General features: G+C 49.3%; 18 protein-coding genes. 7 read left to right on the forward strand and 11 right to left on the reverse strand.

Annotated features, from left to right (window positions below; all coding sequences use genetic code 11):
- Positions 1-104 precede the first annotated feature (104 nt).
- From C3F13_13965 to C3F13_13975, 3 genes are all read right to left on the reverse strand, one after another.
- Positions 105-683 carry a hypothetical protein gene (locus C3F13_13965; GenBank protein PWB51537.1) on the reverse strand — a complete coding sequence of 193 codons (579 nt, stop codon included), beginning with the start codon at positions 681-683 and terminating at the stop codon, positions 105-107.
- 162 nt (positions 684-845) lie between these two features.
- Positions 846-2,861, reverse strand: coding sequence for a chloride channel protein (locus C3F13_13970; GenBank protein PWB51538.1), 2,016 nt, complete (start codon positions 2,859-2,861; stop codon positions 846-848).
- A 15-nt stretch (positions 2,862-2,876) separates the two neighbouring features.
- Positions 2,877-4,679 (reverse strand): Na+/H+ antiporter, encoded by a 1,803-nt coding sequence (locus C3F13_13975; GenBank protein ID PWB51539.1) that lies wholly within the window; start codon positions 4,677-4,679, stop codon positions 2,877-2,879.
- A 173-nt stretch (positions 4,680-4,852) separates the two neighbouring features.
- Here C3F13_13975 and C3F13_13980 point away from each other — a divergent pair, with 173 nt between their 5' ends.
- Positions 4,853-5,770, forward strand: coding sequence for a polyphosphate kinase 2 (locus tag C3F13_13980; GenBank protein ID PWB51540.1), 918 nt, complete (start codon positions 4,853-4,855; stop codon positions 5,768-5,770).
- 195 nt (positions 5,771-5,965) lie between these two features.
- On the opposite strand, the gene C3F13_13985 is transcribed toward C3F13_13980, so the two are convergent.
- On the reverse strand, positions 5,966-7,015 hold the full coding sequence (locus C3F13_13985) for a prenyltransferase (GenBank protein ID PWB51541.1): 1,050 nt from the start codon (positions 7,013-7,015) through the stop codon (positions 5,966-5,968).
- Between the two features lie 316 nt (positions 7,016-7,331).
- On the opposite strand from C3F13_13985, the gene C3F13_13990 reads away from it, so the two are divergent.
- The 3 genes from C3F13_13990 (at position 7,332) to C3F13_14000 (ending at position 9,150) form a co-directional block, all read left to right on the forward strand.
- On the forward strand, positions 7,332-7,832 hold the full coding sequence (locus C3F13_13990; protein ID PWB51542.1) for a hypothetical protein: 501 nt from the start codon (positions 7,332-7,334) through the stop codon (positions 7,830-7,832).
- A gap of 180 nt (positions 7,833-8,012) precedes the next feature.
- Positions 8,013-8,483, forward strand: coding sequence for a hypothetical protein (locus tag C3F13_13995; GenBank protein ID PWB51543.1), 471 nt, complete (start codon positions 8,013-8,015; stop codon positions 8,481-8,483).
- Between the two features lie 85 nt (positions 8,484-8,568).
- Positions 8,569-9,150, forward strand: a complete 582-nt coding sequence (locus C3F13_14000) for a hypothetical protein (GenBank protein PWB51544.1) — start codon at positions 8,569-8,571, stop codon at positions 9,148-9,150.
- Between the two features lie 301 nt (positions 9,151-9,451).
- Here C3F13_14000 and C3F13_14005 read toward each other — a convergent pair whose 3' ends face one another.
- The 7 genes from C3F13_14005 to C3F13_14035 form a co-directional block, all read right to left on the reverse strand.
- On the reverse strand, positions 9,452-9,772 hold the full coding sequence (locus C3F13_14005; GenBank protein ID PWB51545.1) for a hypothetical protein: 321 nt from the start codon (positions 9,770-9,772) through the stop codon (positions 9,452-9,454).
- A gap of 120 nt (positions 9,773-9,892) precedes the next feature.
- Positions 9,893-10,861 carry a hypothetical protein gene (locus tag C3F13_14010; GenBank protein ID PWB51546.1) on the reverse strand — a complete coding sequence of 323 codons (969 nt, stop codon included), beginning with the start codon at positions 10,859-10,861 and terminating at the stop codon, positions 9,893-9,895.
- Between the two features lie 70 nt (positions 10,862-10,931).
- Entirely contained in the window at positions 10,932-11,753 is an 822-nt protein-coding gene (locus C3F13_14015; GenBank protein PWB51547.1) for a hypothetical protein, read from the reverse strand.
- Positions 11,754-11,817: 64 nt separating this feature from the next.
- Positions 11,818-13,563 carry a hypothetical protein gene (locus tag C3F13_14020; GenBank protein ID PWB51548.1) on the reverse strand — a complete coding sequence of 582 codons (1,746 nt, stop codon included), beginning with the start codon at positions 13,561-13,563 and terminating at the stop codon, positions 11,818-11,820.
- Positions 13,564-13,785: 222 nt separating this feature from the next.
- On the reverse strand, positions 13,786-14,079 hold the full coding sequence (locus C3F13_14025; GenBank protein PWB51549.1) for a hypothetical protein: 294 nt from the start codon (positions 14,077-14,079) through the stop codon (positions 13,786-13,788).
- A gap of 125 nt (positions 14,080-14,204) precedes the next feature.
- The gene (nagA, locus tag C3F13_14030) at positions 14,205-15,365 is read right to left on the reverse strand and encodes an N-acetylglucosamine-6-phosphate deacetylase (protein PWB51550.1); all 1,161 of its coding nucleotides are present in this window, start codon (positions 15,363-15,365) and stop codon (positions 14,205-14,207) included.
- Positions 15,366-15,419: 54 nt separating this feature from the next.
- Positions 15,420-17,522 (reverse strand): hypothetical protein, encoded by a 2,103-nt coding sequence (locus tag C3F13_14035; GenBank protein PWB51551.1) that lies wholly within the window; start codon positions 17,520-17,522, stop codon positions 15,420-15,422.
- 123 nt (positions 17,523-17,645) lie between these two features.
- Between C3F13_14035 and C3F13_14040 the strand changes: the two genes are divergently transcribed.
- The 3 genes from C3F13_14040 (at position 17,646) to C3F13_14050 (ending at position 21,355) form a co-directional block, all read left to right on the forward strand.
- Entirely contained in the window at positions 17,646-18,311 is a 666-nt protein-coding gene (locus tag C3F13_14040) for a DNA-binding response regulator (protein PWB51552.1), read from the forward strand.
- Positions 18,311-19,741, forward strand: a complete 1,431-nt coding sequence (locus tag C3F13_14045) for a hypothetical protein (GenBank protein PWB51553.1) — start codon at positions 18,311-18,313, stop codon at positions 19,739-19,741. The genes C3F13_14040 and C3F13_14045 overlap by 1 nt, the downstream gene beginning before the upstream one ends.
- 222 nt (positions 19,742-19,963) lie before the next feature.
- Positions 19,964-21,355, forward strand: coding sequence for a hypothetical protein (locus tag C3F13_14050; protein PWB51554.1), 1,392 nt, complete (start codon positions 19,964-19,966; stop codon positions 21,353-21,355).
- Positions 21,356-21,407 lie beyond the last annotated feature (52 nt).

Here is a 21,407-nt window from a genome sequence, read left to right on the forward strand (position 1 = left end):
GCTGTTGTGTTTGCCCTGGGAAACGAAAGGGAAAACCATTTGCAGGCTGGGATTCGATACCCAGAGGGGGGCGCCTAACCTGGTAATACAGATCCGTGGCGCATTTATTTTAATTTCAAGGGATAGAACACACCGATCTGAGAGGTGGTAGGCATCGGGAAAATTCCTTCCTGGGTCGAATTGATATCCTGTACCGACAGAAAGGCACGTGGGTGAGTTTCGTGGATGATGGATAGGACATATTTAAGGTTCCTGCGACGGACGATGGTATAGATCAATGTGACCGCTCCATTCGCTCCTGTCCCTTCCACAGAGGTCACCCCATAGCCGGCGGTGCGCAAATGGTCGATCAGCTGGGCAGCATGCTCCTGCACAATGGTCAGCACCACCTGGGTGCCAATTGCAAGGCGCGATTCGATATACATCCCCACGTAGTTACCAGCCGCAAAACCAGCCGCGTATGCTAAATAAGCTAGGATATTGTTGGCATGACTGACAATTTGAGAAACGATGGTGATCCAGATGAAAACCTCGAAAAAACCCAATATGGGTGCAACGTTTTTTTTGCCCCGTGAAATAAAGATGATCCGTAGTGTACCCAGGGTCACATCCATCACCCGGGCAAAAAACACCATCAGGGGAATGACTAGATACACATAGTAGTTGCTATCGATAAAACTCATTGCAGACCTCCTCACTCATACCAACAAAGTTGGGCACACCAGGGTTCAGATGTTGCTTGCACATACATATGTTCTGATATAGTGAAAACCTACGATTGATTGTCGAGTTATACTTGAAAACATGAAGATATCCGCCGCGTAATGATACTCAATTAACCAGAGTTAACCAGGATTGTGTTCTTCTGGTGTATTATCAATTTTGGAAAGCTCATCTATGCAGGAGCTTTCAGTGATGAGAACCAAAACATCGCCAGGCCTGATTACTGTGTCTCCGTGAGGAACCACGATCTGCCCCTTTCTGCGTATCGAAGCCACAAGGCAATCTACTGGCCAGGCAACATCCCGGACAGGCTTGTTGGCACACACTGTGCCTTGTTCGACCTGGAATTCCTCCACATGCATATCACTGGGGGCAAGCGCACCTAATTGGAGTTGGTGGATCCGGTGGCGCATGGCTGCTTTGCGGGTGAGGGCAGCATCGTAGGCACGGATCACATCTGTCCGGCGGAGCAGCCCCAGCAATGTACGAGGATTCTCAGGTGACACCACAGGCATGCGACCAACATCCCTTTGGGCCATCTTCCTCAGCGCAGAGCCAATGGTTTCATCGGGATATGCCACGATCAGGTCATGTGTACATGCCTCCCCGATGCTCACAGACGACCATTGGTCAGCATCGGTTGCATCCATATCTTGTAGCGTGAATATACCCACCAGTTCGTTCTGGGCGTTAAGCACTGGAGCGCCGTGATGGTGGGTTTTGAAGAAAAATTCGGATGCATGGCTGAGACTATCCGTGTCGCGCAACGTGAAGGCAGCTGGTTGCATTACTTCTTGCACCAGGATGGTCTGAAGGATTTCCACATCCTTGCCGCGTTCAAGGCGGATTCCTTTACGCCTCAGGCTCAGTGTATACACCGAATCTTGCACCAGACGCTGAGAAGTTACCTGGCTAACGACCACTGCAAACATAACCGGCAGGATGATGTGATAATCATTGGTCATCTCGAATAACAGAATGATAGCGGTCAGTGGCGCATGGACTGAGCCTGCTAATACGGCTGCCATCCCGACCATGGCAAAGGTTGCCGGGTTGATACCTAATGCTGGAAAAACGATGTTCGATATTTGACCAAATGCTCCGCCGAGTGTAGCCCCAATGAAGAGAGACGGAGCAAAGACACCTCCGATAAATCCTCCAGCCAGGCTTGTGGGGGTTAAGAACAGCTTGGCAACCATCAGGATGAGCAATAAGCTCACATCGGTAATTGATCCATTCAGGATGTTTCCGATAGTGACGTATCCAATCCCAAGGACTTGCGGAAGGAACAGCCCGATGATCCCGAGAAGGAGACCAGTGATAGCTGGTTTTAGCCAACGCGGTATCTGCGAAATATATGCAAACGCATCCTTAATAATGAACAGCAGCCGGATATATACCGCAGCGATCGGGCCAGCCAGGAGACCTAAAAGTAGATAAAGCGGCAGCTGCCAGTTGATGCTATAAACATAAGGGGGAATTTGAAAGGCAGGTTGGGTGCCGGAGATAGTCTGGGTGAGAATTGCGGACGTGACTGAAGCAAGCATCACCACACCAAAGGCAGCGCCACTGATCTCACCTAAAATTATCTCTAATGCAAAGAAGACGCCAGCGATGGGTGCATTAAACGCAGCGGAGATACCACTGGCTGCTCCGGCAGCTACCAGGGCACGCATCCGCTCATCGGAGAAGTGTAATCTCTGCCCAACCATTGAGCCCAGATTCGCACCGATTTGCACCGACGGATCTTCAGGACCGACGGATGCACCACTGCCAATTGATAGCGCAGCTGCAACCATCTTAGCCGGAGCTCGCTTATAACGCAGGCGGCCTCCAGTTAGAGCGACTGATTCCATGATGCCCGCCACACCGCTATGCCGTTCTTCCCCGATGAAAAAGTGGGATATGGCACCAACAAGCAAGCCACCCAACACCGGCAGGACAAATAAGGTCCACTTACTTATGGTGGATAACCAGCTGCCTAACTTACCATATTCCAGCATGAAGGTCAGCTGTATGATTTCTTTGAAGAGCCAGACACCCATAGCGGTTGCCAGGCCAACCCCCACTGCTAAACCCCATAAGATGAGGGTGTCCGATAATTTTAAGCGGTTGAACCAGTTGCGAAAGCTTGTCATTTACTAAATCATATCTTATGTTAGCTTGTCATCAACCTTAGAGTTGTTTAATGCGTGCTTTACTTCAGGAATTGCCTCACGCTCGCATAGCAGGGTAATTATGTCGCGCGTATGCAGGACGGTATCGCCGTGCGGGATGATCACCTCGTCACCGCGCTGGATGGAAACCAACACAGCACTGCGGGGGATGTCGAGCTCGGAGATCGATTTCCCAACCGCATCAGAAGAGTCGGATATTGGAACCTCAATAAATTGGGTGCGGGTTTCGGTTTTTACTGGCTGGGCAGCGTAACCTTCACTCAATTGGGCATCCACCTCACTGGCCAGCAGGTCAAACGTCTCGTCAGTAATCACGCCGTCATGACGTAAGCTGAGCAATGCAGATCGCTGGGCGCGCAGGAGCTCACGCCAGCCGGTTTCCAATTCCTCAGCTTCAAGGGTAGGGTCTGCCAGCAGCTGGCCACGCACCTGTTCAGCTAAAAGACTGGCCTGCTCGGTGATGCCATGTTTTAGTTTATCCCTGGTAAGGCTGGATAGCATCCCGTCATTGTGCAGGCGATCCAGACGTGAATCGGCACTTCGCAATGCGGTTAAGCGGGCGTGATTCAGCTCGTATTCTAGCTGGGCGTCGTTACGCGTGATGATCTTCAAGCGTTTGACCAAGGGTGCCATGGTTGTGCTCTGTACCAACAGGGTAAAAAGAACAACTCCAAACGCCATCGTTTGCAGTAAGTCTGCCTGGGCACCCAGAGCCACCGGCAGGCTGAGCGCCAGAGCCAGGCTGATGGCTCCCCGCAGGTCTCCCCAATTGAGAATATGCTGCCAGCTCATTGGAATCGGTTCAGCTACTCGTTTTCCCACCCAACATAGGCCATAGACAACCACACAGCGCGCCACAAAGACCGCCAATACCGCCCACAAGATGGGTTGCCAGGCATTTACCAGGGTAGTGATATTAACCTGCAAACCAATCAATAAAAATAAGATTGAGTTACTCAGAAATGTGGTGTATTCCCAAAAATTAAAAATCACGATACGGCTGGTAGGGCTCATTGATTGCTGGCTGGTATTGCTGGTCACCAAACCCGCAATCAGAACGGCCAGGATGCCGCTAACCCCAAGCCGATCCGCCAGCAGGTAAGAACCAAAGGCCAAGATCGTGGTCAATGTGGTTTCGATTAGGTAGTTATCTACCCGGGCGATGACCTGGGAGATCACCCAGCCTACCGCCAGCCCAACTGCAATGCCGCCAAATGAGACGATCAGGAAGTTCCACATGCCCGCAAACAAGTTGTACTGGCTGGTAAGGACAGCAGTAAGCACGAGATTAAAAAGCACCACTGCAGTACCATCATTAAATAGGCTTTCGCCTTCGATGAGCACTGCCAGGCGTTTTGGTACACCCAGAGAGCGGAAAAGTACCACCACGGCCACCGGGTCGGTAGCAGACATCAATGCACCAAAGAGCAACGCCATAGGCAAGCTGAGGTTGATTCCTAAGGCCATGGTGCCAGCAACAATCAGCATGGTGATGACTACACCTGGGACTGCCAGTAGTAGGATGGCTGCATAATTTCGACGTAACTCCTGAATATTCAAGTGAAAGGCAGCTTCAAAGATCAGGGGTGGTACAAACAAGGCCATGATCATCTCTGGAGTGAGTTCAAACTTAATCGTGCTTTGGAAGGTGATCACCAGCCCCACGACTACCAATGCAACTGTGTAGGGAATACGCAAGCGCCTTACCGCGATGGCAACGATAGATACGATGACTAATAGCTCGATGATGATGGTTTCAGTGGACAAGAACTGTTCCATGGTTATCCTGACTCTCTGGCGCGCTCATGGAAATCATCTTTACAATTACCGGATGATCCGCATGTCATCTTACCTTAAATCGATTTAGCAGGCAAGCAAGAACCAGCACCTCAGGAGGTGACTACCCGGAGAGTAAATTGATGATGATATAATTTTTTATGGAGGGCAAGAACATGAGCCACACCGATGAATTTCGCATAAAGCCGGGTAGCGAGGTAAATCTCGCCAAGATTGATCCGGCATACCATGGTGAATATCAAAATGAAGATGCAGCAAACAACGAGCTTCAGAAGTATGCCGAACGTTTAAACGAGCTACAAGCCTTGATGTACGCCGAGAATAAACACGCGTTGCTGATCGTTTTACAGGCCATGGATGGAGGCGGCAAGGATGGGACGATCAGACATGTCATGTCGGCTATGAACCCCCAGGGGTGTTCGGTGGTGGGGTTCAAGGTTCCGACTGAGGAAGAGCTGGCGCATGAATTCCTTTGGCGAGTGCATCAGCGAACACCCCGTAAGGGGCACATCGCCGTCTTCAATCGATCGCACTATGAGGATGTTCTGGTAGTCAGAGTACATAACCTGGTTCCCAGGCGAGTGTGGGAGAAGCGTTATAACGAGATCAACGCCTTTGAACGTCAGCTCACCAACAGCGGCATGACTATCGTAAAATTCTTCCTGCATATCGATCAGGATGAACAGCTCCGGCGCTTCGGAGACCGGCTGGACGAGCCAGACAAACAGTGGAAGATCAGCGAAGCTGATTATGCTGAGCGAGAATTTTGGGATGATTATCAACAGGCTTATATGGACGCCTTGAGTAAGTGTAATTTTAATTATGCACCATGGTACATCATCCCTGCCAACCACAAATGGTATCGCAATCTGGTGATATCGCAAATCCTGGTTGAGACGCTAGAAAACCTGAAGTTGCACTATCCTGAGCCTGCTACAGACCTGGCAAAGATCCGAAAGCTTTACCATACGGAAGTGGCGGAGGCATCGGGTAAGACGGTCCCCGAGCAAATACATGAAGTGAGAAACGGTAAGAAAGAGAAAAAGAAGAAAAAGAAAAAAAAGGACAAATAGGGGCTGATCATCAACCAACGACCTGGATATATACCAGTGGGGAAACACCGGGTTAAGCGCCTGCCTTTCTGTCTGGTATGTTTGGAATACGGTTGCACTTCTAATTATGCGCGTCAAGAAACCAAGTTAACAAACGATGGTTAAAAAAAAACAAGGTTAGGTAAAAGCCTAACCTTGCCTAATAAAAAAAATTTTTTACCGGAGTGGCCAGAATGTGGGTAGAAATATCCGCAGCAGGGTGTCACCGATCAATCCAAGAATGAATAGGCCGCCAACCAGGCGATTGTGGTTGAAATTAAACGCCGAGAAAAAGGTGGGCCAGAACGGGAACCCAGGGGGGGCAACCTCAGGACGGGGCTTGGATAAGATTTTTATCGCAGTGATCAAGCGCCGGATGGCGAAGAATATGATCAGCATCAGGGGAGTGAAATATTGGGGGATAAATATCAGGTATAAAACGACCAGGTAAATCAACACCAGGGCAGCGATATTTACATAACGGGCAGCTGTCTGGCCGATCCTGACGGGTAATGTTCCAACGCCTTTACTGGCATCTTCCTTCATCTTATCGATGTGCTTGCCTATATTAATACTGACTACGCTCAGTCCGAAGGGTACACCTGCCAGCACCACATACCATATATTGTTCAGGTTGCCATTTTGACCAATTGCCAGGACGATGTAAACCCCAGCTACCATGATCGGGCCCCAGATCAGGAAGATAGCCAGCTCACCCACCCCGAGATATTTTAGCGGATAGGTATAGAACAGCAGTACGAGTGCCCCCAAGGCGAAAAAGCCAATGACAATCGGATCGAAGTGGGCATAAAAGAGGGCGTATACGCCTGACAGAAAAGCAATCACCCCACTTACCAGGAGCCAGGTCAGTTGCTGAGGTTTCGTCCAAAAGCCCTGCACCAAGGGATGAACGCCGTATTGGGTGCGGAAGTAGTTATCACTATCCACCCCACGACTGAAATCCGTGTAATCATTGAGCAGGTTGTTAGTCCCATGTGCAATGAACAAGCCTACCGTCATAACCAGCCATGGAACGAAGGAGAAATAATCATCCCGCAGTGCCAATAGACCAGCAATCACACACGTATAGACGGTAACCAGGGTGACTCCTGAGCGGGTAGCTATCAGCCACTTCGATATAACATCCAGCTTCTCCCACTCAGTCTTGCTGTCCATCTTTACCAGTGACCAGATGGCAGTTTTCCACATTGAAAAATTTATGTTCATAATGATCTCCTCCTTATGCTTATGGCGAAAATTGCACCAATTACCCACCAATAAGGAATATCACCGTACATACAACCGCTAGAATTATACCGATATATATAGCACAATTCCAGGAATTTTGCCTGTATTCATCCTTAATTAACCATGAGATTATGTACTAGATTGGTTGGATCCATTCGTGATTGCCTGTGAAGATCTCAATATATTCGCTTTTGATGATGCCACTCCCGCCTTTCACCCATCAACTAATCTTGAATTGCTGCAGTAATGAATGATATGTTTAGATAATCAAATCGGCAGGATATAATACTCAGGTATGGATCATGCTGTGCTTAACTCCACCCCCGTTACCCGTGTTCTGGATGAAAAGGGAATACCTTACCGGTTTTTCCGCCATCCTGGTGTGGTTCACACCTTGGAACAGGCTGCACTCGAGCGGGGTCAGAAGCCTGAGCAAATTATCCGCTCGATCGTCTTCCGCCTCTCGCGGGGTGGTTTTGTGATGGTTCTCGTGGCAGGGGATCACCAGGTGTCGTGGCAGGCGTTACGGCGACACCTGGGCACATCACGCATCAGCATGGCGACAGAGGCGGAGGTGCTGGAAGTCACTGGTTATCCAAGAGGGGCTGTCTCACCCTTTGGAACCATACAACCCTTGAGACTCCTTGTCGATCGAGGAGTATGCCAGCAGAGAGAAATTTCGATTGGCTCCGGTGTGCGCTATACCACAGTGATCATGCAACAGGAAGATTTTCAGCGTGCTATTGGGCAAGTGGTATATGGGGATTTTGTTCAAAATAATAATGATTCACCATAGAATCCTACCAATAAATTTATACTAGATTATTAAATAACTTCCTGAGGCTATAATTTTCTTCTGAAGGATGAACTCATTGTAAAATATCTCTGATAGCCGATTGTGTATATTTGTCATGTAGCCATGCTTTAACCAGATTACCAATCTTTCGCAAAACATCTCAAAATTGAGGTAGGCCCAATGGTCAATAAAATCCTGTCAGGAACCAGATATCTGCTAGCGATTGCAGTGGTTGTTAGCCTTCTCGCCGCCATTACTCTCCTAATCATCGCAGGCGCCGAAACCGTACAAATAATCATTAAAGCATTTTCCACGCGCCTGGATGCTAAAGCAGAAAAACTAATGGCGGTCACGTTTATCGAAGTGATTGATATCCTTTTACTTGGAACAGTTTTTTACATCACATCTTTAGGTTTATACGAGTTGTTTATCGATGAAAACTTACGTACACCTTCATGGTTGCACATCACTGATCTAGATGATCTGAAATCCAAGCTCCTCAGCGTGATCGTAGTGATGCTATCCGTAACATTTTTAGCACAGGTGGTTAACTGGGATGGAGAGCGAAACCTGTTGTTCATGGGGATTGCTATCGCAGCGGTGATATTAGCTATAACATTCTTTATTTTCTGGAGGAATAATAAGGAGTAGGCAACAGCAGCTAATTACTGACCCTGAGCACGATTCTTGCAACGTCCTTAGCGTATCCTAAATTGTAAAGCGGAGGTATCGGCGCATGGAGATCATTACCCCAATTTTGAATGTGGTATTCGGTATCGTCCTGTTGACTACCGGGAAGAAGTTGTACTGGCTTATGGTGGGAGTCGTGGGATTTTTCTTCGGCTTAGCACTGGCAACTCAGTATTTAGCCTTCGATCCGCCCTGGCTGATCTATGTTGTGGCCCTACTGGCTGGTGTTGTAGGTGCGGTGCTCAGTATCTATCTGCAAAGATTTGCCATCGCGCTGGTCGGGTTTATCGTCAGCGGTTACGGCGCCTTGTATGTTGCCGGGTTGTTCGGAATCCAGGCTCAACCATTCAACTGGATGGCATTTATTGTCGGTGGGATCGTTGGCTTATTCCTGGTTGCGAGCGTCTTTGATTGGGCGCTATTTATCCTTTCTTCCTGGGCTGGTGCAACCCTGATTACCCGTACCGTAACGGGCGGCATTGGCATGGAAGATAATCTGGGGTTAATCGTATTTTTTGTGCTGTTTGTCATCGGTATCATACTACAAGCAGGATTGTTCAAAGAAAAACCCAAGACAGTTTCAGTCGAAGTCAAGCCAGAAGCCTTGCCACCCAAAAAGGATGAATAGTCAAGGTTAATTATTCTCATATCTTCTGAAAAACATAACGAGTGGGCAAATTGACGGGCAATCGTCGTTACCCACTTGTTTTTATTACCCCGATATGTATTTTTTGATGAATCACCAGTTCCCAAAACGTTTGTCGTAATTTTTAAATCACCATTAAGAGATCAAAAAGACTCCAACCTCGTGGAGAAGGCTTGGAGTCTTTTATATCTGGGTAGTTTATCGATCGTGAACTTAATTCATCAGCCCGATAAATTATTACAAGATAAGACAGGCATAATGAACGAGTTTTTCTATTTGATGATCAACGTAACAGGATGAGTGCAATGATTGAGCTGGCAGATTGGCTGATCTGCGGCCAGTAGTGGATAACAAACGTAGCTAATAAGACCAGGATTAACAGGATGATAATGAAGATCAGAATCCTGCGCCGAACAAGTGCTCGATCAGCTTTTGGCTTGGCTTTGGGTTTACCTGCTTGCGGGATATCGTGTTGTGTTTGTGCAACAGGCAAAACAGCTGAGGCTTCATCCAGAGCTGCGGGGTTAAGATTGCTGCCGCAGAAACCACAGTATCTCGCTTCTGTGCGGACTGGTTGCAAGCAATTTGGGCAGATGGTTGGCATATTTTCTCTCCTCGAGACCCTACTGGCACGAATAAGCTTGTCGCTGATCAATCATGCGGGGTTGTTTATGATCCATGAAGTATGGTTACATTTCTCCTAATTACAATCCACCCGAATATCTCATGGCCTGGTGACGGTAAAATTATCAAAAAGAATATCAGTGCCAGGGATATCATAGGTACCAGCCAGCAAGCCGACATTTCCCTGGGTGAGGTCGGAATCGTTTTGCTGGTCGAGTAATTGCCCGTTTACATAGAGGCTGAGTACATCACCAGCACAATCAAAGCGCATATGGTTGGGTTGTGTACCCTGTCGGATGGTTTCACTGAATTGCAGCTCGCTATAACCAAGTTGATCAGCTGACCCACCGATCACCTTCAATATGCCATAATAGCCATCACTGCTGATCACGCCATAATAAAAATCATCCGCACTCTGATACCGGCATATGATTCCATAATCATTATCGTCCGGGCCGCCATTTTTCGTCGCATCCACTTCTATGTGTACGTCGCCGAATGAATTATCACCGGGGTTCGCCCAGCTATCTGACAGGTCGGTATAAACAATAATCCGATATGTGTCACTATAATAATCTGTAAAGTAATCCGCCTCATCCACGCGATCCCAGCCTGACTCTGGGTCCGAAAAATCATCAAAGAGCAGCAGGTTCGGGTCGGTTGGGGCAGTGCTGGTCTCTATTAAAGGTATGGTGTCAACCGGGATGATGACTGCCAGGCTCGTCGGTATTGGTATGATTGTTGACGATGAAAACGGCAGGTTTTTCACCAAACGGGAAGCTGCGAGTGCACCGATTCCACAGCATAAGAAGATCAGCACTACTCCAAAACATCCCACCAACCACCAGATCTTATTACTGTAGATCCCTTTTGGTTTCTCCGGTGAGATTACCGTTGGAGCAGGCGGTAAGACTTCCGGCTCTCCAGGGATTTGCACCTCACTGATTACAGGTTCGGTGAATAACGGTTCTACCGGAGATACTTCTGGTTGGACCGGTAATGGTGCACCACAATAGCTGCAAATGACCGCATCGTCGGGATTTTCTTTCGTACAAAATGAGCAAATCATAAACACCTTTCCATTGTTTGCAGTGTAGTAAAACAAAGACTTATTCTGTAATTATGTTCATCTCGGTTGTTCATGGCTGGGTCCATGGAACAGTCACCCAATTTGTATACCCATGCTTTTCCACGCCATAGACACGGGCATGCGATGGTTCAGAGCAACCTGGCTCGTCGATAACGGTAAGCATGGTTTCCCAAGATCCAACTGGAAGAAACACCAGGTCACCTCCCTGGCACAACCAGGCTTCAACCAGGTAGGGGTATTGCAGGCTATCGTCACCCGCTCTCAGATCGAGCGAATTCCAGGAGATAGTTACGCGATCACCATCACGCACTGAGGCGACGCCAGTCAGCGGGCCATAATAGGGTGATTGGGGGAGTGGCAAAGAAGCAGGTGCTAGACTCAGCACTTCACCCTTGATATCCATCAAGGTGGCTTTAAGCCAGCAGGGATTGTTCCCACCAATCGCCTGCACCAGGATCCAGGATCCTGTTTCATTGCGCCCGATGATATCCAGGGTATTGCCAGTGTACAGGCCATATTTATATAAATACGCTGCCCCAGGTCCATACCGGCAATTCGATTGTTCCTTGACCGTACCCCTCAGGATGGCATAGGTAGGTGTGATGGTTGGAGTGAAGATGGGTGTGAAGGTAGCTGTTGCAGTATCTGATGGCGAGGGACTGGTAGTTGTAGGTGAAGGCGTGGTTGTGGAGGATGGCTGAGCAGTTGTTGCAATGGTTGAGGTAAACGTTGGGTAGAGAGTATCTGTTGGGGCTAAGGTAAACTGTGCCGGCAGCGAATTTGACACCATAGCCGTAGCAGTAGCTATGGTGATACCTTGGGTCTGAACAGGTGAATTACAGGCTGTGCCCACCAGGATGACCATACTCATTAATGCGAGAAAGCGTTTAATCCAATAAAATGATCTGAACATTATGTTTATGACTGCGGCGGTGTCAATAGGATAACACTTTCACGACCAGAACCGAGATATTATCCTCTCCACCGCATGAATTAGCCTCTTCGATCAACTGGTCACAGGCTGCCTGCGCTGACGGGGCTGCCAGGACAATTTCCTGGATCTTCTGATCATCAACCAGGTTCGTCAGCCCATCCGAACAGAAAAGCAGCCTATCTTCAGGAAAAACCTGCTGGAAGAAATAATCCGCATCCGCATCCGGTTTTTCACCCAGGCTGCGGTAAATAACATTACGCTGGGGATGAACGCGGGCTTCTCCGGGGCTGATCTTGCCGATTGAGACCAGGTGCTGGACAAGTGAGTGATCAGTGGATAGCTGTTTGATCACGTCCTGGGTGATCAAATATATCCGGCTGTCACCGATATGCCCTAAATATGCCTGGCTGCCGACGATCAACCCAAGCACGAGGGTTGAGCCCATATCATTATTAGCATCCTTGCGAGCTTCAAAAACAGCCTGGTTGGCTGAGTCCACGGCGCGTTTGATCCACTCGTCGAATTCTTCATACGAGGGGTTTTGGAGAGCCACAAGCTCGAACGCGCCGATTTGGGCGATTGCTTCAATCACCTTACTGCTGGCAAGCTCACCCGAAGCATGTCCACCCATGCCATCCGCCACAGCCACCAGGCAAATCGGTTGGATGATACCCTGGTTCATGCGGCTGAGCTCCATACATAGCAAGCTATCCTCATTATTTTTCCGTACTTTACCTGAATGTGAACGCCTGCCGAGCTGGTAATCCAGATTTAGCCGGGATGCTCCTGACGCCTTGGCCAGGCTCAAGTGCCTGGCAAATTCTGCCCCACTTGTAAAGCCTTCCCCAACCAGTGCTTTTTGGAAGAGCCCATTTAGGACAGAGGGCAGGTATGGGTCAAGGCTGTATGTTGTTTTCCCGGTCATCCAAAAATACATTGCCAATGCCAGCTGGCGTAGATTGTTGATTTTTTCACGGTCAGTCAGCAAGGGCAGGATACGGGTGCTGGTAAAGCTCCGCCACACGGGCTTCCCATCAACGATCCCGATGCTGGATTGATCGAGCTGCTCTCCTAATGCCACACCTTTTGCCTGCATATAATCGAGAGCCTGTGCCAGCTGGATGCCCCAGTCCAATACATCGGGTACTTCCGGTTGGAATGGCAGGTCTTTTGAGAAGGGGATTACCATGCAATAGCGGCTACTGGCATTGAATTCCTCATTGAATACAGCCACGGGTGGATGGATATTGGGGTGGACCAAGTGCAGATCGATAACATGGGGAATATAAGAAAATTTATCGCTATCGGTTTCTTTTAAAATTAAAGCAGGTGGCTGAAGATCTAGAGGTTGGCCACATTGGATGCAGTATTTTTCAACTGCCACGCCGATAGGGATATGGACCGTGCGGCATTCAGGGTTGGAGCATACCCGCACTATAGGATTTTCGCCCTGAGGTATCTCCTTGACTGTATAGTGATTTTCATGCTCACTTTGGAAGATCAGCGTGGCATATTGGAAGCGCTCACCAAATATCGTTCCATCAGGCCGCTTGGAGAAACCAGGCAAGCTGACCAAAGGCTCGATGGGCGGGGTTTTACGTGGTTGCTCAGGCGGTAGAGTAGCGGCGGGTACCTCAGCGGGTTTGACCGGGGTCGGCTTTGAGAATAATATCGTGCCACACCTGACGCAGAACGCTGCTTCAGGCCGGTTTTCAGCTTTACACTTCGGACAGATCACCATATGCATCTCCTTACCAACACGTAGACCAAAAATTCTATTCTATACAAAATCACCACATACTTAAGTTTGTTATCTCAATCAACCTGACGTACCTGGATCTAGATTGTGCTTCATCAAGAACCCATTCTGTTGCATCAAAGCCGACAGGGCTATCCATCGAGGTGTCATCTATATTCCTTCAAAATTCCCGAAGCTATTTTTATTCTAATATAAACTTGTCCTCATAGTCTACCCGGTGGTGATGAGCATGGCATGGATGGCATGCTTTTGAAAACGCCAAACCTTCCCTATTTTTAAAGCCGGTAACTCTCCTCGCCGTGCCATGGAGCGTATCGTTTCCGGTTGTAGCTGGAGATAAGTCGCGACATCCTCGACGGTCCACAGCGGGTCTGAAGATGAATCGGTGCTATCCATTTCGTGTTGGCTTATGCTTCCACGCAAGTCATTGACTTCCACGCTGGGATTATCCATAAGCCGCCTCCTGGCAAGATCATTAACCGGGTTCATAAGGGAATGAAGCATATCCTATAAGTTTATACCTGTTATTACTTATTCGCATTGCTATTTACTGGTATGCATGAATCATACCAGAGGAAGAATAAGTACACATTGAAAACTATGGCAGGTTTTGTTGATAAGGAAGGCGTTCAGCTTGCATCCCTGGAAAGGTCTACCTGACGACCATCGATCCAGACAAGCTTCACCTGGAGGTCATGATCAAGGAGTACCAAATCCGCCGATGCACCCACAGCCAGGCCATACTGAGTCCTTTGCGGATAGAGCACGCCGGCAGGCACCCGGGTGACAGCCAGTATAGCTTCGTCCAATGTGCAGCCTGTAAATCGGATCAGGTTTCGGAGTGCCTGTTGCAAATAAAGCAGGCTGCCGGCCAGGGTTCCATCTGGGAGCCTGGCAGTTTCGCCGTCATGATGAACGATATGATTCCCCAGCTGATAATCTCCTGTGGGCATTCCCAGGCCAGCCATGGCATCCGACACCAGGCAAGTTCGTCCGGGGCCGAGAGTTTTCCAGGCAAGCTGAACCGTGGCAGGGTGAAGATGTTGTCCATCGGCAATCAGGCTGCAGGTCAGGCGTTCATCCAGTAATAAAGCACTTACTAAACCAGGCTGGCGGTGATCTTGGGCAGGCATGGCATTAAACAGGTGGGTACCTGAACGGATCCCAGCCTTGATACCAGCCTGGGCCTCTTCGTAGGATGCCATCGAATGGCCTGCCGCAACGCTGACCCCATGCTTCACCAGGCTCATTATCGCCTCCAAGGCACCGGGCAGCTCCGGGGCAAGCGTAACGAGCCTGACATGTTTCTCAGCTGTCCAATCCTGGTATTCTTGACCTTTAGGTAAACGTATATGGCTTAAATCATGGGCACCGCATTTGCGTGGATTGAGGTACGGCCCTTCAAGGTGGAGGCCTAACACCTTGGCGCCTCGATATCCGGGTGGAGGTCCTTTGGAGAGAATTGTCTGTGCTTTCTGCACAGTTGCTGGCGGTGAGGATACGATGGTCGGTAGAAATGAGGTGGTCCCAAAGGCTGGCAGATATTCACCTACCTTCCAGATTGACTCAGGATTGGTGGTAATATCCATCCCCAAAGCACCATTGACTTGCAGGTCGATGAAACCTGGAACCAGATTTTGACCTTGTGCGTCGAAACGTTGGGCATTTGGCGGGCAAGCTACATCAGACTCACGGCCGACAGCTGTGATAGTCTGATTGTCGATGCAAAGAGCTGCATGGTTTATCTTGCCTGAGGCTGTATATAGAGTGGCATTCTCTATGTAGATCATTTCTCGATTTGCCTGTAATGCCAGAAAAGGGAATAGACCCGATGTTGATGATGTTCAGTACTTGATGGTGATCATTAGAACCCCATGGGTCTTCGTGCTGAAATAAACCACATTGGGGATGGTGCTATCAAAACTGATCGACAAAACCGTTTGCCCTGATAATTGATTATCAACGAATTTCCAGCTGTCACCATCATCAGTAGAATAATATGCACCTGAGCTTGTTCCGGCAAAGATCACTCCCGGTCGATCAGGGTCCAAGGCGATGCAAGTCACAGTCTGGTATGAAAGCCCCAAGGGCGTAAAATTGCCTGCCTGGTAACGATAGATCCCCGTGTTCGTGCCGGTATACACCACGCCTGGCACACCTGGCGAGGCCGCGACCGAATAAAAATCCACGGGCAGGAGTGCCTGGTTCCAGCTTTTCCCTCCATTCGTGGTGTATTGCATACTCCCAGGGGTGTTCGTAGCTGCATATACCAGGTTGGGATCGCTGGTGTCAACTGCGAGGTCATACACAGATTGTCCACCAAGTTCAGCGGGATACCAATTTAATCCCCCATTTGTGGATTGATACACCCCAGATCCCCCAGTACCCAGGTAGACGATCGACGGATTTGATGGAGCATATATCATGGTGAGTAAATTTTCGTTAGTCATTGTCACCGAATCAATATGCCCCTCTGACTCGGCAAAGTCTTCTTTCATGTCTAGCGAGGCATTTGGGTGATCCGCTGGATAAGCTGGATCGGAGGTGTCAGATAGAGGTAGGCCGATTCCTATTTTCACCCACCCCTTACTGCTGTTCAAGTCGTTCCGGTACATTCCACCGGTATCGGTCAAGGCGTAAAGCAGCCTATGGTTACCCGGATCAAGCGCAAGTTCATGAACAAATTTATCTTCCAATCCTAAATTAATCTCTTGCCATGTCTGGCCCTGATTGATCGATTGATACACTCCAGCTCCATACACACTGGCAAAAACGAGATATGGATCCGTGGGAGAATGAACGACTGAAGTAACCATGGCATTGTTAATACCCGTGTTGCTGCGTTGCCAGCTGACAGTAAAATCCGTACTCGCATAAAGTCCATCCCCCAACGTTCCAACAAACAAGTTACTAGTCTTTCTAGGATTTACAACGATCGCATACAGGCGATCGGGTAACAAACCAGCATATCCCCAATTTCTACCGCCATCGATGGTCTTTAATACCCCATGACTGAACGAAGCGACATAGACAGTATCAGCCGAGAAGGGATCAAGCGCCATGCTATAAACCATCACATTGGGTATGCCACGATTCGCCCCTGTCCATAAGTCACCACCGTTAATCGTTCGATACACACTATCGTAATGCCATACTCCGTAGTATAAGGTGGAAGCGTAATCTGGCTGAGGGCTAATGATGATCGATCGCCCTGAAGGATCATTGATTCCTGTATTTACCACCCCCCAGGTGGCACCTGAATTATCACTTCTGAATGCATTGTTTTCATGCAATGCAGCAAAGACCTGTTCATGTTGATTGGGATTCACGGTGACGGAATATGCCCAATCCTTCACCCCAATACCCCCCACGTTTTCTAGAGATGGTTGCCAGGTCTGACCACCATTGCTTGATTTATACAGGATTCCGTTCCAGGGAGGGAAACCGTTATTCGATTCGCCTCGCGTAGCTGCATAGATTATTGATGGATTAACCGGGTCAATCGCCAGGCTGTAGACAATGGCTGGATTTTGCATGCCAGTGCCAGACCAACTCCAGGTATTTCCCCCATCGACAGATTTATACACCTGGTTATGGTAAGTTCCTGCATAGAGTATCCATGGTTTTTTGGGATCAATCGCCAGGGAATAAACTTCTAAGTTCGCAAGATCCCAGCTTACCGATGACCAATATTGCCCACCATTGATGCTCTTATACACCCCTGAGCCAAATGTTCCTACATAAACAATATTTGGGTCGATAGGGTCAGCCGCAGCCGCGACGATTGTCCCCCCATAAGGACCAATCCATTTGGAAGTACCATAGCTGAGAAGGGGTAGATAGAGACTATTTGATGCGTTTTGCCCCACTGAGTTACTTTGCTTCCCGAGACTTAAAAATATGACAATGATGGCTGGGATGATGAGAAATTTAAGTTTCGCCGGCATAGGTGTGTATTATATACGCAAAACCCTAAATGTTCGTTATACTATAATCACAAAAATCGATTATTTCTTAAGAGAGTTGCTATTGTGGCTAAACATATCTTGATAGTTGACGACGATGCATTGATGAGGCGCAGCTTGGCCTTTAACCTGGAACAAGCTGGCTTCCGGGCCAGCACTGCCGAGAGCGCTGAGACTGCTTTTTCACAAGTGAGGCTGGAACGGCCCGACCTGATTCTCCTGGATATCAGCCTGCCAGTTATGGATGGCCTGGATGCCATGCGCCAATTTAAAGACCAATTCGATCTCCCCGTGATCTTTGTGACTGCCCGGCGGCGCGAGCTGGATGAAGCACTGGGTTTGGAGCTCGGTGGTGATGATTACATCACGAAACCGTTCGATTTTAATGTGCTGGTCGCGCACATCAAAGCCGTGTTGCGCCGGTTTGATCGCACCACTGCCACTCCAGCCATCCCCCCTGACGAGGTGGTGACTGTTGGCGAGCTGATTGTGGATCCTAAAAGTCATGCAGTCACATTACAGGGAAAAACCATCAATCTCCCCCGGCGCGAGTTCGACCTGCTGCATGCCCTGGCCTTGCAACCGGGGCGTGTGCTTACCGTCGACGAGCTGCTTGGCACCGTCTGGGGCGCTGAATTCATTGGTCAACCCCAGGTGGTCTATGTTCATATCCGCTGGCTACGAGAAAAAATCGAAGAGGATGCCAACCATCCCCGCCGGATCATAACCGTGCGTGGCGTGGGATACAAGCTGGTGGCGGAGGCTTTCTGATGTTTCGAACCCTACGTTCTCGTCTTGTGCTCAGCCATGCACTGCCGCTCCTGGTAATCATCCCGATCATCGGCGTGGCCTTGTCCAATCTGATTCAAACCCGCGTGCTTTTGCCCAGCCTGTCGCGATCCCTGATGACCAATGCGGTGCTGTTGGCAAATGTGACCGGAGACCAGTCGCAGTTATGGTCAAACCCGGTGTATGCAGAGTATTACCTGACTCACCTGCGGCATGATATCAGTGCACGTGTGCAATTCCTCACCCCAGGCGGCCAGCTGCTGGCTTCATCTGAGGTAACCGAAGCCCCGCTGATTGGCATGGTGCTTGATTTTGCCGGGGTAGCCCAGGCGCGCAGTGGGCAGGTGGCCAGTTACACATATAACAACCTTGCTTCGGCAGCTGAGGTCATCGATGTATTTGTGCCCGTGCTCAACCAGAATCAACAGCTGATCGGTATCCTACGCATGTCATACACGTATAATAACCTTTCAACTGAATTCACTCGCTCCCGGTACGTGATCGTGGGGATCTTAGCCCTGGGCTTGTTGGTGGGAACCATCCTGGGTTGGAGCCTGGCGCTAAACCTTAGTAAACCCATCCGAGAGGTAACGCAGGCAATTAATGATCTGGCCCATGGGAACCGCCAGGCACAATTGGCGGAGCGCGGTCCGGCTGAGATCCAGCTCCTGGCACAGTCCTTCAACTCGCTGAACGAGCGCCTGACCAATTTAGAGAAAGCTCGCAAGCAGCTTCTGGCTAACCTGGTACACGAGTTAGGCCGCCCGCTTGGGGCGATCCGCTCGGCAATCCAGGCGTTGGCCAGCGGAGCAGACCAGGATCCCCGATTATTAGCCGACCTGACGACTGGCATGGACGATCAAGCAGCCAGGCTCCAGCATCTCTTAGATGAACTGGCTCACTTGCATGATCAGGTTCTCGGGCCACTGGAATTGGAATATCAAAACTTGAAGATCAGTGAATGGCTGCCGGTCGTGCTGCGACCCTGGCAGGAAGTAGCCCATGATAAACATCTTTCCTGGCAGACCGAAATTCCAACCGAACTACCGGAGATATCTGCTGACCCGAACCGCCTAGCTTCGGTAGTGGAGAATCTGGTCAGCAACGCGATTAAATATACCCATTCAGGGGGTAGTGTATCAGTCAGCGCGGGAGTTGAGCAGGAAGAGATTTTAATCCAGGTGAAGGATAACGGCTATGGGATTGCCACTGAAGAACAGGAGAGGGTATTCGAGCCATTTTATCGTGGCAATCAGGGGCGACGCTTCAAGCAGGGCATGGGCCTTGGGCTGAGCATCGCCCGTGACATGGTCGAAGCCCATGGTGGATGGATCAGCTTGCAAAGCCAACCTGGCGAGGGCAGCACATTTACCATACACCTGCCTGTAAATGGAAAGCAGGTAAATTTCTAAACAAGCGGACTACCAATTATCCGGTCTCAAAAAATCCAGGCATAGCAATTGCCTGGATTTTTTGTTGGTCACAGGTGGAGGTTGGTCTTGTAAATCGCGGTGAATACAACGCGCCACGTTGAAGCTCACAGTAATCGGTAATGTATTAGTAAGACAGGTAAAAGAACCTGCCTTTTCCATAAAAAGTGATTTCATAAACTTAGCTTAAGCTATCCATAGGGGATGGATAAGGACAAAATGGTGTTTCCGGTCTATTATGTAGGCTGTTGTAAAAAGGGTTCAAAAATAATATCGGAGGATACCATGAAAACCAAAGTTGTAAGTTTAGCAAGTATAGCCCTAATATCAGTCATGCTGCTCTCTGCTTGCAGTGGATTAGCCGCCCTCTCGCAGACATCCAGCCAGGTGAATGTCGCCCAAGCAGCCCAGGGATCCACTGCCATATCGACGCCTGTAAATAGCGCCAGTAGTGGTTCATCCAGCACAGTGAATAATAGCACCACCTTGCAGACAACCACAATCCCAAATTCGGACCTGTTGACTGCCTATCAGAACACGCTGGAATCGATTTACGCAAATATTAACCCTCAGGTGGTCAATATCAGCGTTTTAATCCCTGCCACCAGCAGTAATTTCCAAAATATCCCTGGTTTCAACAATAATGGGAATAACAACAATAATAATTCACAAGTTCCCCAGTACTCACAGGCATTGGGATCCGGGTTCTTCTGGGATACCAATGGCAATATCGTGACTAATAATCATGTGGTCGATGGCGCTACCAAGATCGATGTAACCTTGACTGATGGCACCACAGTACCGGCTACGATCGTTGGTCAGGATCCCTACAGTGACCTGGCAGTAATTAAAGTCTCTCTACCTGCTGATAAAATCCATCCCGTCACCATGGCCGATTCGAGCCAGGTGAAGGTCGGTGAGATCGCCATTGCCATCGGTAACCCCTATGGTTTTGAAGGTTCCATGTCAGTCGGTAATGTTTCCGGCCTTGGCCGAGATCTGCCTTCCAGTACTGTCGATCAGACCACCGGTGCTTCCTACTCAATCCCTGATATCATCCAAACTGATGCTTCCATCAATCCCGGTAACTCGGGTGGTGTGCTGGTCGATATTCAGGGCCAGGTGATCGGCGTTACTTCGGCAATTGAATCGAACAGCGGATCGAGCTCAGGTGTTGGTTTTGCCATCCCGGCAGAGATCGTTTCGAAGGTCGTCCCTTCCTTGATCAGTACTGGTACATATCAGCATCCGTATCTTGGTATCAGTGGTACCGACATGAGCCCCGATATCGCCCAGGCAATGAACCTGCCAGCCGATACACGCGGCGCACTGATTGCAACGGTCGTGGCTGGTGGTCCAGCAGCCAATGCAGGCCTCAAAGCCAGTGAAACAACCGCAACAATCAATGGTGTCCAGGGTACGGTCGGTGGTGACGTCGTCACGGCAATCGATGGTACTCCCATTACCAGTATGTCGGATCTGATTGCCTACCTGTCCATCCACACCCAGGTTGGCCAGACCATCAACCTGACTATCCTGCGCAACGGCCAAACTCAGACCGTCCCGGTGACCCTGGGCAGCCGCCCAAGCCAGTAGATTTCATGGTTTTCTCCTTCCGCCTCTCTCAGATAGAAATATTTGAGAGAGG

Source organism: Anaerolineales bacterium (assembly GCA_003105035.1).
Taxonomy (GTDB): domain Bacteria; phylum Chloroflexota; class Anaerolineae; order Anaerolineales; family UBA4823; genus FEB-25.